We start from the raw sequence: 12,786 nt of genomic DNA on the forward strand, positions 1-12,786 counted from the left end.
TTCAAAAGTCCCATGTGGATCACTCCGTTGCCCCCGCCGCTCACCGCTTTGGAGGAAGGTTCACATGGCTCAGTTCTCAGTGAAAATTATGCCCTTAAACGGCTCAGTTCTGGGTGAGAAACAACACATGGGCGCGCATTATTATACCGTGCTGAACTTCACCGGCCCCGCGCTTCAGGTATCCGGAGCCACTCTCGCCGCAAGCTGGCTCGGACTGGCATGGGTAAGAGCCCATGATCGCCACGGCCGCGCCGATATTTTTCGCTGAAGCTCCGCACCCGGGCGGCTCTCATCCCTGAGCGCCGCCGGCCCACCACCGCCGTGCGATCTGCCCGAGGAGCCCCTCGACCGCCATTTTGCCTATGACCAGCATTCCAGGCCGCGCAACGACATCCTCTGCTGGCAGCTTGAGCAGAAGCTCACTCCCTCACTTTACAGGGAAGTTGGCCCCGTTGTCCGGCACGGCAATGAACCGGCCGGGAGCCAGATTGATACTCATACGACCGGCACCGACACTTCCGAAACCAGGCCGGACCGTTCATCCGGTCTGCCCTGATTGCGCAAGTCCCCACGTGTTGCCCAGAGATCACCCCTTGCCGCAGCTGACATCATAACCCGAGACAACGGGGCTGCCACCCTCAGGTCCCTCTCCGGCGGTGATCACAGAGAGGATATCCGTCCCCGCCACATAATCAAAAGCGCAGAAGCCAAAGCCGGTGCCGGCGCAGCTTTCGGCCTCGATCAGACCACTGCCTGCGAGCGCAGCACTGCGCTCGTCCGGCCGCCCCTCGGGGGGACCGTGATCCGCGGGCGACCAGCCCTGCTCTGCCAGGCGCGCCCGCGCTTCGGTGATCTGAAGACCGTAGATCAAAGGCACAGAGCGGCTGCCGTCACAGAACTGCTCACTCGCGGCAAGCAGCAAGACCCGGACATAGCCCTCTCCCGAGAGATCGAGATCTGCGGCGGGTTGCGAAAGCAGGTCACCATCCCAGATCCGGACCGCATTGGCAGCGAAAGGTTCGATACGCCCAATCAACGGCCGTTCGACATTGGTGCCATAGACGATTGCCAGCAGATCAGCGCCCTGGAAAATCCCGACATTCCCGTTGAGGAACTCGCAGGAACCACTGGTGCCTTCGATCTGGGTGCCGACAAAGCTTACCGCCGTCAGCGGGCCAAGCGGCAGTTCGGCCGTCACGGCCCAGCCCTGCCCCTCGACCACGCGGCCTGCCGGGGTGGAGGCCCCGGCGATCAGATTGCCGCAAAAAGCCTCTGCTTTCGGCTCGGGAGCCGCAGGCAGTGTCGAGATCGCAACAACGGCATAATCCGCATGATCAGAGGTGAAGCCCTCAATTTCCTGCGCAAGCGCGGGAGCCGCGAAAAGAGTGGGAACAAGGGTGGCCGCAAGGACGTGACGCAGGACCATGATGAAGTCTCTTCCAGTATGAATGCTGTGGGGGTGATCAGTTGGCAAATGCCGCGCGCAGCCCGGCCGCGTCGGTCGGGCATCCGCCGGGGCTGAGGGAAACCGCCGCCCCGTCCACGAACCAGGTTCCGTCAGGCCAGGGCTTGCCGTCCACGGCCCGCGCGATACAGACCGCACCGTCCTGCCCATCGGCAGAGACCGAAATCCCCCAGGCAGCAAAGCCCGCAAGCCCGGCGTGGAAATAGAGTTTATCCCCCTCCTCGAACACAGCCGAGGCATTGCTTTCGCGTGCCCGGCTCAGAACCCGAAGCTGTTGACGCAGGCCCTCATCAGGCACGGCCTGATCCAGCACGGCCAGCACGGCGGGGTGATCGATAAACGCCATACCCTCCACCGGCTCTGAGGGGACATGGCCAATCCAGGGCCGCATGTCGCCTCCTTCCGCCAGTGCGGCGGTGGAGAGCAGTGCTGCAGAGAATGCGATCATTGCGGAGCGGGTCAGGGTCATGTCGGATCTTCGGCCTTGTTGTGTTGCCTGCAGGCTATTGATTGCGCCTGTGTCTGCAACATCCTCGGTCAGATTCAGGGAGCGGGCGGCAGGTCTTTGCCACCCCTATTCCGGCGAAACGCCAGCGGGTTCAGCGCCGATGCGCAGGATCGCCACATCGCGGAACTGGATGCCGGTGACAACCGAGCGCAGGACCGCGAGATTGCCCGCTCCCCCCTCTGCCGTCGGGGTGAGCGTGATCCGCGCGGCACATCCGGGGTCGACCTCGACAACCTCGCCAGAGATCACAGCTGGCGCAGGCATATAGGACGGATTCATCAGATCCCAAAGCGCGGGCGCGCGCGACACTGCTGCCGTGGCATCGTCACAATGGGGATAGGCCAGAGAAATGACCACCTGGGGCCCCTGAACCGTTGCGACCTCGGCAAGGATCGCCGCGCTGTAGAGAGGCAGGCCAGCAGCGAGATTTGCGGCTTCGACCTCAAACGCCGCGCGGGCCTCTTCCGGGCTTTTGCCGATCAGGAACGCAGGATTAATGGCCTGCGCCCCCACCGTCACCGGGGAAAGGATCAGCGCCTGGAGCACGCCATCGGTTTCATGTTCGACACCGGCGAGGGCAAGTTGCCCGGCATCACTGTCCAGCGCCGTTGCCGTTGCACCGAGCACTGGTGCAAAATCGGCAGATGTCCCTGCCTGCAGCAAGACGCTGTCGCGGGCAGTCACAGTAGAGGTTCTGCCCATCGGACCCAGCCAGGGGTCTTTCGGATCGACTCGGGAAAAGTCCATCGCACCCTGTTCGCCATTGGCCACCACGCCCGGCACGAAACCTGCCCGCGCAAAGCCAAGCGCTGACAGATCCTCAAAAGCCTTCAGTGCGGCCTGAGCGTCCGCAAAGCCCCAGAGCGAAATCTCCCGCGGAGCCTGACCGAAGCCACCAAGCCAGGTCAGATCTTCGGGCCCGACACCTGCCCGGTCTCGAAACTCCGCCGGGTCTGCGCTGATCGCCAGGAGTGGGCGAATGTTGCCGCCCAGGGCGATGCCCTGAAGACTCCCGGACGAGACCTCCGTTCCCTCAAGTACGAGACGGGAAAGGTTCAGATATTCGACATAGCCCTGATCGGCGGATGTAAAAGCCGAGGCTGGAAGCACGGCCAGCAACGCCCTCAGATCATGATCCTCGGCAGCAAATGCACCGCCGGCAACGGATGTGGCCGCCACAAGTGCCGACACCGATAGCATCACTATGTGCCGGATATTCATGGTGTTTCTCCTCCTGTCACTGCGTCGGCAGGAGGCTGCAATCACAGGCCCAAAGATGCAAGTCCGGTAAGCCATTGGAATGGTTAAAAAGTGTGCAGCAACAAGATAGTGCGAGCCTGGATCTGCCCGAGAAAGCTTGCTCGGCACGCCGCGATGCTCAGGGCGACCCGGCCGTTCAGCCGCAGTTGTTGTTACGGGTCCGCTCTGACTCAACCATGATATTGCCGAGGATCTCAGGCGTTATCTCACGAAGTCCCAGGTCGGCACTGCCATAGGTCTCGCCCTCAGCAAGTTCATACAACCTGAAGGCAAGCCAATGGTCGCTCAGAAACCGTACCACCTTCCGAAGGGTGTCCATCCCGCCGTCATACCAGCTGTTGCTGAACATCTCTGCGCAGATAAGGGGCTGGCGACTTGCGGCCGCGCGTTTGAGTGCGGTCAGCCTGTCGCCCGTCAGCCTCTGCAGCCCAATCAACACGCGAGCGGCGATCTCGCTGTCGTCAAGCACGATGGCGATATGGGGGAGGTGCGCATTCATGGCAAAGTTCCTAATCCGGTGGCCGTCGCCATGTCACGCGCAGATCCACAGAACTTGGCGCAATGGCGCGCAAGGGGAGATCGTCGCCCCCCAGACCACTCATGGTTGCCCGACCATTGGCAGCACCCGCAGCAATGAGACCCGCACTCCGTCCTCAAGATCGCCACAGGTGACGCGCATCAGCGCAATCGGAGAAACATCTGCGGGAAACCGGATCAGCATGGGGTCTTCGGCGATACAGTCCTGCCCAGAGAAGCCCGGGTCGCCAAGCAGATCACCTGTCCCGAGGACACCCGGCCGACCATAAGGCTCCATCTCCCCGACCAACCGGTCCATGGCGGCACCGAGGCCGGCGAAGAGTTGGTAGGACCCGAGGAAATAGAAGTTCCCGGAAGTGTCCTCCAAACCGGTCCCTTGCCCGGACAGGTCAAGCGGCCGGGACCAAGGGCTGGCATAGAAGGCAGATGCGCCGGACGGCATAGCCTGTCTTTCCGTCAGAATATCGAAAGGATTGCGTGCGCCTGCCAAAGGATCGGTCAGTATTTCCAGCACCTTGCGACCAGAATCCGGAGATTCATCCGGCTGGAGGCGTGATCTGTGGACAGGCCACAGGGTCTCCTCTCCTGAAGTGGTGTCAATTGCGACCAGAAAGACGGTCGAAACAGAGCTCACGTGAGAGCCAAGATTGTCCGCGACGCTGCGCAACACGAATACCTCGTCCAACCCTGCCCCGAAAAACACGTCCCGCACCTCGACCATGTCAGGAGGCGTGGCCATCACAGGCGATGTCGCGACAGGCAGGGCAAGCACAGCAGCCAGAAAGGATTGTTTCAGCATCATCGCCACGCCTTCAAACCTCAGGTTCACCCGCATGTAACAGGACAAGATCCTCATCCTGCCCGAAACAATGAACAAGCCCCAGCCCGGCTATCGAAATGACGACGCCTTCTTCGATCAGATCCGCCCAGTCCTGCAAAGAAAACCCCTCGACCGCCTCGCCGGTCTCGACCGAGAGGACGACCTGTCCTTCTCTGCCACCCCAGAGCACCCGATCCCCGGGCGCACCTCGCGGCCATCACTGTATCGCATTGGAATTTCCCGAAGTTCGGGGCGGGCTGTCCAGAAGGAACGGGGGCGGCAGCCCGGGGAATTCCGGCTGTGCTGTGCGCCCACTGGCGCGAGAAGAGGATCGCAGGTCAAGCACTGAGCCGTGCCTCGCGCATATCGCGGCCGGGAGGGGCACCGAACATCCGCGCGTAGTCACGGGTGAACTGCGGCACACTTTCATAGCCCACCGCATGGGCGGCATGGCCGATCGCAGCCCCGTCGGCCAGCATCTGGCGGCGTGCCTCGACCAGCCGCAACTGCTTCTGGAACTGCAGCGGCGAGAGCGTGGTGACCGCCCGGAAATGCTGGTGGAATGAGGATTCGCTCATCCCCGCCACCTCGGCCAGTTCCTCGATGCGCAGGGCCCGTGCATAATCCCGGCGGATCACCGCAACCGCGCGCGCGATGCGGGCGGCATGGCTGTCGGCCAACCCAAGATTGCGGATCGCGGGGCCATGGTGCCCGGTCAGCAGCCAGTAATGCATCTCGCGCAACAGCGCATCGCCGAGCACCGCCTGCGCGCCGGGCTGGCCCAGAAGCCGCAACAGCCGCCGCGCCGCGTCCATCACATCCGGGTCGGCGGCCTCGATCCTGACCGGCCCCGGGCTGGCCGCCGCCAGATCGGCCTCTGCCGCGAGGCTGCGCAACAGTGCAGGGTCCAGTTCCAGCGCGACCGCGTAATAGGGCGCGGCGGGGCTGGCCTCGAGGATGCGGCTGGTGGTCGGCACATCGGCAGTGATCAGCAGCGCCTCTCCCGCGCCATAATCGAAATCGCGCCCCGCCATCGTCACCCGCTTGCGGCCTTGCAGGCAGATGGCGATCAGCGGCTTTTGCACCTGCACCTGCAATTCCCCCGGCCGCAGCTGGCGCACCACGCCGAGACCACGAAACGGTGTCGGGGCATAGCCAAAAGGGCCTGCATTCGCGTCAGCATGGCTGCGGGCAAGATCAAGAAGGCTGCGGGTCACGGGCGGCTCCGGTCCTGTGTTCTGGCCTATCAGGCAACGAAACGGACCGTTCCCACAAGGCCTTCCTCTCGGGTTTACAGAAACAGGCAAGAATGGGCGAGGATCTGGCAACCCCTTCGGATCACTTTCCCCCATCTTCCGATCATCAGCTCAGAAGAAGGAATATGAGATGAGCAAGATCGCATTGGTTACCGGTGCCAACCGTGGCCTCGGCCGCAACACCGCCCTGTCCATCGCCCGCCATGGCGGTGATGTGATCGTCGTCTATCGCGGCAATACCGAACAGGCCGCCGAGGTCGTGTCCGAGATCGAGGCATTGGGCCGCAAAGCGGTCGCTGTGCAACTTGATGTCTCGCAGCACGACAGCTTCGCGGCATTCGCGGATACTCTGCGCGGCGCCTTGCGCTACACTTGGGGCCGTGAGAGTTTTGACCACCTCGTGAACAATGCCGGCCATGGCGAGTTCACCCCGTTCTCTGAGACCTCAGAAGCGCAATTCGACGGAATTTTCGATGTCCATGTGAAAGGGGTCTATTTCCTGACCCAGGCGCTGTTGCCGCTGATCGCCGATGGCGGTCGGATCGTGAATTTTTCGACCGGGCTGACGCGGTTCTCGGCACCGGGCTTCTCGGCCTATGCCGCCGCCAAAGGGGCGATCGAAGTGCTGACGCGCTATATGGCCAAAGAGCTTGGAGCGCGTGGCATCGCGGTCAATACGGTCGCCCCCGGGGCCATCGAGACCGATTTCGGCGGCGGTGTGGTCCGCGACAACCGGGATCTGAATGCGCAATATGCCGGGCTGACAGCACTTGGCCGGGTCGGGCTGCCCGACGATATCGGCCCAATGGTGGCGAGCCTGCTCTCCGAGGACAACCGCTGGGTCAACGCACAGCGGATCGAGGTGTCCGGCGGCCAGGCTATTTGAAGTCGCCAACACCACCCCTGCCGATGCAAGAGGCATCGGCAGGGAGATGTCCGATCTTTCTTCACGGGTTGAAGAACGGCCCGCCACACCTCGAAACCTGCAGCATTCGGGTTGCAGCCGGTAAACCAAAGGCTCACCGTGAGACATGCGGGAATGGTTCGGCTGCGCCGAGCCCGCATTTGATCATCCGATTCACAGGCTCGAGCCCTTGGCCCACCGCAGACATATTACCAGACCGATCATCTCTGCCCGCGTCCTTGTCGGACACCGCAGATCGCGTGGCAGCGACCTGTCGCTTGCGACGATCCTCGCGGCGGTGGCAGGTGCCGCCAATGCCGGCGGGTTCTTCGCGCTCGGCCAATATACCTCGCATATGACCGGGTATCTGTCACAGCTGGCCGACAATCTGGTGCTTGGCAATCTCTGGGTGTCGCTGATCGCGGTGCTGGCCCTTGGTGCCTTCATCACTGGTGCCGCTTTCAGCACCTATCTGATCAACTGGGAGCGCCTGCACAGCGCGCGGCGGCAATACGCGCTGCCAATTGCACTGCAGGGCGTCTTCCTGCTGCTCTTCGCGACCGGCGGCATCTTCACCAGTGAGTTGGGCCGTCTCTTTGCCCTGTGCTGCCTGTGTTTCATCATGGGGATGCAGAATGCCACCATCACCAAGATCTCAGGCGCGCGGATCCGGACGACCCATGCGACCGGCATGGTCACCGATATCGGGATCGAACTTGGTCGGGCCGCCGTTGCGCTCAGCGCGCCCGCCAGTGGCATCCGGCCCGACAGGAGCAAGCTGCAAATCCTGCTGACACTGGTCGCATCCTTCCTGGCCGGAGGAGTTGTCGGGGCGGTTGGTTTTGGCCAGATCGGCTTCTGGTTTGCCTTGCCGCTTGGGCTCACATTGCTCGGTCTCGCCGGGCCGGGATTGCGGGGGCGTTAGACGAAATCGCGGATGCAGCCGACCCTGCCCCAACAGGAACGATCACTCGATCCTTATGATCGCTGCAAAAGACAGGCAGCGGTGCCTGTCTGCGCGTTGCCAGGCGCCATATGAGATCGAGATCCCTTGCGAGAATTCGGCGGGAACGCCGGATCTCAGGACTGCACACAGAAGCTGCGTCCGGTAGACTGGTTCTTATAGCAGGTCCAGCCGGTCTGGCTGTGGTCCAGCCTGGCGGGATTGTCATTCAGGTAGAACGCATCGCTGGTTTCCAGCGTGATCGTGCGCTGCCCGTCAGGCCAGACATAGACCGAGGCCGCATAGTCGGGCCCATGGCCTCCCAGCTCTTCGGTCAGGTAGAACCAGAAGGCGCGACAGGTCTGCGGCGCGCGCATCACCCCGTCATTTCCAATGGTTGTGCAGGTGACCGGCTCGGTCGGATAGGCCCCTTCGCTCCAGCGTTTGAGAAGGGAGCGGGCATCTTCGCATGCCGCCTGGTAGCCGCCCTGATATCCCCCCTTGCAGCCTATCTGCAGCCCCAAAGAGGCATGGGTCAGCAGTTCCGCGGCATAGGCCGAAGCCTCAGCCTCGGTCTCATCCGGGCCAGGTTGCGCGAGAGCTGCGTGATCGGCGACCAGAAGCTGGCCGAACAACATGCAGGCCTGTTCATCGCGCAGAACCTCTACGCGGTAGAAACAGGCGCGCTGATAGAGGTCGCGGGCCGCTACCGGATCGGGCTCCATCCCTTCGCCCTGTGCATGCATCAGGCCAAGGAACTTGCAGGCAAATGGCTCGTCGAAACGGTTGCAGGCCGCATCAAAATATGGCGCGGCGCGAGCATAATCCTGCAAGGCGTTGCGGGCGTTCTTCGCCGCATCATAGCAGATGCCTGACGGGTCACGCGCCGGCGCGGGCTGCGCCCTGTGCGCCGCATCGCAACCGGTGCCAAAGGCGAGACCCGCCGCGACATGGTCTTTCGCCTGCTCCAGGCTTCGGCCAAGGGCCGAGCAGCTGGCAATGCCCTCGGTGCTGCCGTCACAGCCGATCTCCCAGGCCGAACGGGCCTTTTCAAGGGCAGGCGCAGGCCGGTAATCGGAGCCGTCATCCAGCCTGTAGCTTTGGCCGGCATGAAAGCGGCCAAGCGGGTCACAGCCGGTGATTTTGCCCCCCGGACTGCAGGTCTCGGCCAGAAGCGCCAGCGGCGCCTCCGGGTTTTCATGCGAGATGTTCGCCAGATAGAATTCAAAGGCCCCGGCACAGGGATTGCCGGATTCGGTGGCCCTTGTCTCGCGGCAGATCGCGGCAAGACGCTGGTATTCGGCCTGCAAAGGGCCCGCGCTGGCGGGCAGATCGGTTGCGAGCCTGCGGGCCAGACTGTCACAGAGCTCTGTCGGGTCCGGCTGCGCGGCGCAGATCGCCTTGGCCTTTTCCGCCGCCGCATCGCGGGTGGCCGGGTCGAACTGTGCTGTGAAGCCAGATTGATAGGCGCAGGCATCGGGGCTGCCCAGGCCACAGGCCTCGCCGATCAGCGCGGCGGCCTCTGTGGCCCGGCCCGGGTCGCCCGCGGCGTTTTCCACATATGTTTTCAGGTATTTGACCGAGAGGGCGCAGCCCCAGGCGGCGCTGTCAGTGCTGCAATAGGGAAACAGCAGGCGCCCGATCCCCATCTGGTCGATTGCCGGCCAGCTTTTCCCCAACACAGGGGCATGCTCAGCCACCGCAGCCGAAAAGGGCTGGCAATCCCCGCCGGCCATACAGGCGCGGGCGGTGCCTTCCAGCAAGGTCAGATAGTCTTCCGCGCTCAGGCCCTGTCTGCCCAGATAGGGCCGCGCCAGCGCATGGCAGGCCGGGATCACATTGCGGTCGCAGGCGGTGGCGGCAAGGTCCGGAAAGATGAGGCCCGTATCCTCTGCCGGCCGCTGCCACTCGGGAAGCAGGGCGAGGATCGGATCCGGCCCTTCGCTGCGAGGCACGAAAACCGCATTGGTGCAGCTGTGTTCCTCGCCCAGCATGCAGCCATAAAGATCATAGCGCAGCCGCTCCGCCGCCGCCTCGGCCGAGGTTTCGCTGGCATCGCGCAATTCCCAGGCATAGCGGTTGCACGACACGGAGCTGCCCAGAAGGCAGGCCTGTCGCAAGGGCGTGGTGCCGGCACCGTTTTCCCATTGCACCAGCAGCGCCTGCGCGGCCGCCGCCTGATCCGGGGCGCTTTGCCCCCTCAGCTGCCCGGCGCCAAAGCGCCCTGCCCCTTCGGGTTCCAGTGCTGCCAGGAAGCGCGCACCATCCGAGCAATAGGCGTCACCCGGCAAACCTTCACCCGCCGCCAGCACGAGTTCCGCCATATCGCGGCGCACGAGACCAAGCGACACCGCATGCCAGCCATTGTCGGACAGATAGACCGAGATTTGCGGCCAGAAATCCGGATAGGAAGCTGTTACCGCATTGACCTCATCAAGTTCGCGCCGCGCGGCCACGATCAGATGGCAGCTGTTCGGAGGGGCGGCAAAGACCGGCGCAATCGTTTCGCGCTGCGCGAATTCGCAGGAGCGCGGCAATTCCGCAGCATCCGCCACTGCCTCACCACCCTCATAGGCGAAACCGTAGAACAGCCTGCCCGCAGTGTCGAACCGCAATGCCGTTCGTTCGATGACCTCTCCGGGGTCAAGCTGGCCAATCTGTCGACCGCCGGGCGCGTCATAGACGGCTGTGGCTGCACAAACCTGCCGCATCCCGGCGGGTTGAAAATCGGGGACCGTCTCTGCCTGTGACGGCTGCGCCCAGACGACCGTGGCGAGCAAGGCGGCGGCCGGAAATGTAAAGCCCCGGGGCTGGCGTTTCTCAGGCGTCATGGATCACCTCGGCGCGCAGCAAGCGATCATTGCCCAGAAGCGCCAGACTGCCATCAGGATAGCTGGCAACCGACAGAATATTTCCGAGACCCTGCCCCTTCTTCTGGCCCAGACCAGCGGTCTCATAGGATTTGACCCCGGCGGCGGTGATATGCTGCAGCTTCGTCATCCAGCTGTCCGCCAGCCACAAGCTGTTATCGGGCGCCGTGACAATCTCGCCGAAATAGGCCTGCTCGACCTGGATCCGGCGCTGGAACCGGCCATCGGCGTTGAACTCGAACACGCCGCCCCTGGCATCGTGATCTTCTCGCGGGATCACATACAGGTAGAAGCTACCGTTGCCATCCATCGCGATGCTGACCGGGGCGGGCGATTGTTCGACCATCGGATCCGCCGCGATGGCCTGGGTCAACAGGCCACTCAACCGCCGCGTTTCCCTGAGATTACGATCCAAAAGGATCAGCACATCCTCGCCGGGCACACTGGATCCATAGCCAAGCGAGCGCCGGTCGGGGTTCAGCGCATCGGGCACGCGGTATATGGCAATTCCACCCTCGGGCGTCACACATTGCGCAGCGCCAAGCGTCCAGTCATTGACGTAGTCAGGCCCGGGGGTTTGTGCTTTCACAGCCCCCGTCATCACGTCGATCCGCGCCAGGGTCTTTGAGGCGTTTACCACAAGGTCACCATCCGGCATGAAGGCGATCAGGCTGCCGCGGCCTTCCAGCGGGCGGGGAAAATGGCTGAGAAAGCCGCCATCGGGCGCAAACAGATAATATCTGTTATCCGTATCACGCACCAGGGCGCGGCCAAGGCTGTCGACCCGGACATCCGCCGGCGACCCGCGGAACTGACCGGGCTGCGCGCCGGAACCCCCGACATTGAAAACCTCGCGAAAGGGCGCTTCGCGCTGTGCTTCAGGCGATGGCGCAGCCAGAAAACGCCCTAGCATAGGCAATCCGAGCCCCAGGGTCGCAATGGCGACGCCGCCGCCGATCAGCGCCCGCCGCCTCACGCCCGCGGCAGCACTCGGCGCTGATGCAGGCATAAAGCCGGGCGGCAGGCGATGCTCCACCACGACATGGCTCCGCCCCCGGGCATCAATCACATATTGCGCCTGACAATGTGCGCAGGTTCCAACCACATGCCCCTCGGGGGTATTGCCGAGTGTCAGCCCGCCACCGCAACTCGTACATTTCAGCTTGCGCATTGTATTCTCTCGCTGCCCTGCCCGTTCTATAGGATGGAGCGCGACCGAGTGCGAGGCAGAGAGCAGTCATGCGCGGCAAAGTGAGACTCTATCTGCTGATGATCTTCGTCGGCATCCTGCCGCTGGCCTCTGTGCTGCTCGCGGGTCAGGTCGCGACCTGGAACGGGTGTCGGATTGATGAGGGCGGCATCCATCCCTGTCAGGTTCTGGGCTATGAGGCCGGCCCGCTGCTCCACACCATGACCACGCTTGGCTGGCTGATGTTGGTGACCAACCTGTTTCTCGCGGCGGGGGTGCTTGGTCTGCTGGGCGAACTCCTGCGAGCTGCCGGTCTTCGGGCGTGGCAAGCCTTCACGCGATGGCGAAGCAGTCAGTGACCTTCAAGGAAGGTTTCGCCGAGACAAGCAACAGGACCCTATAAACGTGATGACACACCACTGCGCAGGAAAAGTCGTTCATAAGGGTATGCCATCCGAAGCGACAGCCATTCCAATGACTTGCGAGCCTTGACGAGTTGACGACAAAGTCAAACGTGGCAGCACCATCAAGAACGACACAAAGGGCGGGAAGCTGCCTGACGGCGGTGCGGCACGGCTAACGCAGCAAAATTGCCGGAGCGGCCGTTCGAGCCGCCTGCAGCGAGATCGCCGTCGGATCAGTCCTGAGGGCGGGAAGCGGCCTGACGGCACTGCGACATGGTGACCACAGTACGCCCGAGAAAGCGGTCATCCGCGCGCCGTGCGGCAAAAACACTGCCCAGCGGACCCTGACTGGGCGGAAGATCCTGCGGTAGAACGAGACGGGCTTTAGCTTCGAGCGCAGTCGCCATCCAGGAGTGGCTGGATGTTCTGAAGGGGCGTCCTCGCGTCCCAACCGCAGCGACGCCACAGTGGGTTTGACTAATGATCTCTGGGGGCGGAGACAGTGAACCGCTCCGGGTTTGCCGGAGGCTGATTACAGTTAGTTACGCGGCGATGTCTTCAATTTCCAGAGCCGCGTAGAAGTTTGCTTCTGCCTCTGCTGGCGGGATGCTCCCGATCGGCTCAAGCAGG

13 protein-coding genes are annotated in these 12,786 nt (G+C 63.1%); 4 read left to right on the plus strand and 9 right to left on the minus strand.

Annotation, left to right across the window (positions count from 1 at the left end; all coding sequences use genetic code 11):
• The first annotated feature begins 64 nt into the window (after positions 1-64).
• A complete protein-coding gene (locus HOY34_RS21185) occupies positions 65-268 on the plus strand; it encodes a hypothetical protein (protein WP_172366581.1) in 204 nt (67 codons plus the stop codon).
• 318 nt (positions 269-586) lie between these two features.
• Here HOY34_RS21185 and HOY34_RS21190 read toward each other — a convergent pair whose 3' ends face one another.
• The 7 genes from HOY34_RS21190 to HOY34_RS21220 form a co-directional block, all read right to left on the minus strand.
• On the minus strand, positions 587-1,426 hold the full coding sequence (locus tag HOY34_RS21190; protein WP_172366583.1) for a hypothetical protein: 840 nt from the start codon (positions 1,424-1,426) through the stop codon (positions 587-589).
• 37 nt (positions 1,427-1,463) lie between these two features.
• Complete coding sequence (locus tag HOY34_RS21195) at positions 1,464-1,934, minus strand: hypothetical protein (RefSeq protein ID WP_172366585.1); 471 nt, start codon at positions 1,932-1,934, stop codon at positions 1,464-1,466.
• Positions 1,935-2,039: 105 nt separating this feature from the next.
• Complete coding sequence (locus HOY34_RS21200) at positions 2,040-3,194, minus strand: hypothetical protein (RefSeq protein ID WP_172366587.1); 1,155 nt, start codon at positions 3,192-3,194, stop codon at positions 2,040-2,042.
• Positions 3,195-3,369: 175 nt separating this feature from the next.
• On the minus strand, positions 3,370-3,732 hold the full coding sequence (locus HOY34_RS21205; RefSeq protein ID WP_172366589.1) for a hypothetical protein: 363 nt from the start codon (positions 3,730-3,732) through the stop codon (positions 3,370-3,372).
• A 99-nt stretch (positions 3,733-3,831) separates the two neighbouring features.
• A complete protein-coding gene (locus HOY34_RS21210; RefSeq protein ID WP_216654874.1) occupies positions 3,832-4,617 on the minus strand; it encodes a hypothetical protein in 786 nt (261 codons plus the stop codon).
• Positions 4,583-4,780 (minus strand): hypothetical protein, encoded by a 198-nt coding sequence (locus HOY34_RS21215; protein ID WP_172366593.1) that lies wholly within the window; start codon positions 4,778-4,780, stop codon positions 4,583-4,585. Before HOY34_RS21215 ends, HOY34_RS21210 begins: the two co-directional genes overlap by 35 nt.
• 148 nt (positions 4,781-4,928) lie before the next feature.
• Positions 4,929-5,807 carry an AraC family transcriptional regulator gene (locus tag HOY34_RS21220; RefSeq protein ID WP_172366595.1) on the minus strand — a complete coding sequence of 293 codons (879 nt, stop codon included), beginning with the start codon at positions 5,805-5,807 and terminating at the stop codon, positions 4,929-4,931.
• 169 nt (positions 5,808-5,976) lie between these two features.
• Here HOY34_RS21220 and HOY34_RS21225 point away from each other — a divergent pair, with 169 nt between their 5' ends.
• Both HOY34_RS21225 and HOY34_RS21230 read left to right on the plus strand, forming a co-directional pair.
• The gene (locus HOY34_RS21225) at positions 5,977-6,732 is read left to right on the plus strand and encodes an SDR family NAD(P)-dependent oxidoreductase (protein ID WP_172366597.1); all 756 of its coding nucleotides are present in this window, start codon (positions 5,977-5,979) and stop codon (positions 6,730-6,732) included.
• A gap of 208 nt (positions 6,733-6,940) precedes the next feature.
• Positions 6,941-7,675, plus strand: coding sequence for a YoaK family protein (locus HOY34_RS21230; protein WP_172366599.1), 735 nt, complete (start codon positions 6,941-6,943; stop codon positions 7,673-7,675).
• 155 nt (positions 7,676-7,830) lie between these two features.
• Here the strand turns inward: HOY34_RS21230 and HOY34_RS21235 are convergent, their stop codons facing one another.
• Both HOY34_RS21235 and HOY34_RS21240 read right to left on the minus strand, forming a co-directional pair.
• Positions 7,831-10,524: an SEL1-like repeat protein gene (locus HOY34_RS21235; protein WP_172366601.1), complete on the minus strand. Its 2,694-nt coding sequence runs from the start codon at positions 10,522-10,524 to the stop codon at positions 7,831-7,833.
• A complete protein-coding gene (locus tag HOY34_RS21240) occupies positions 10,514-11,734 on the minus strand; it encodes an NHL repeat-containing protein (RefSeq protein ID WP_172366603.1) in 1,221 nt (406 codons plus the stop codon). The genes HOY34_RS21235 and HOY34_RS21240 overlap by 11 nt, the downstream gene beginning before the upstream one ends.
• A 68-nt stretch (positions 11,735-11,802) precedes the next feature.
• Between HOY34_RS21240 and HOY34_RS21245 the strand changes: the two genes are divergently transcribed.
• The gene (locus HOY34_RS21245) at positions 11,803-12,111 is read left to right on the plus strand and encodes a hypothetical protein (protein WP_172366605.1); all 309 of its coding nucleotides are present in this window, start codon (positions 11,803-11,805) and stop codon (positions 12,109-12,111) included.
• Positions 12,112-12,786: the final 675 nt, after the last annotated feature.

This window comes from Pseudogemmobacter hezensis (assembly GCF_013155295.1).
In the GTDB taxonomy this organism is placed as follows: Bacteria; Pseudomonadota; Alphaproteobacteria; order Rhodobacterales; family Rhodobacteraceae; genus Pseudogemmobacter; species Pseudogemmobacter hezensis.

Coding starts and splice junctions, on each gene's coding strand:
- HOY34_RS21185 (WP_172366581.1), top strand. CDS start 65: ATGGCTCAGTTCTCAGTGAAAATTATGCCCTTAAACGGCTCAGTTCTG.
- HOY34_RS21190 (WP_172366583.1), bottom strand. CDS start 1,426: ATGGTCCTGCGTCACGTCCTTGCGGCCACCCTTGTTCCCACTCTTTTC.
- HOY34_RS21195 (WP_172366585.1), bottom strand. CDS start 1,934: ATGACCCTGACCCGCTCCGCAATGATCGCATTCTCTGCAGCACTGCTC.
- HOY34_RS21200 (WP_172366587.1), bottom strand. CDS start 3,194: ATGAATATCCGGCACATAGTGATGCTATCGGTGTCGGCACTTGTGGCG.
- HOY34_RS21205 (WP_172366589.1), bottom strand. CDS start 3,732: ATGAATGCGCACCTCCCCCATATCGCCATCGTGCTTGACGACAGCGAG.
- HOY34_RS21225 (WP_172366597.1), top strand. CDS start 5,977: ATGAGCAAGATCGCATTGGTTACCGGTGCCAACCGTGGCCTCGGCCGC.
- HOY34_RS21235 (WP_172366601.1), bottom strand. CDS start 10,524: ATGACGCCTGAGAAACGCCAGCCCCGGGGCTTTACATTTCCGGCCGCC.
- HOY34_RS21240 (WP_172366603.1), bottom strand. CDS start 11,734: ATGCGCAAGCTGAAATGTACGAGTTGCGGTGGCGGGCTGACACTCGGC.
- HOY34_RS21245 (WP_172366605.1), top strand. CDS start 11,803: ATGCGCGGCAAAGTGAGACTCTATCTGCTGATGATCTTCGTCGGCATC.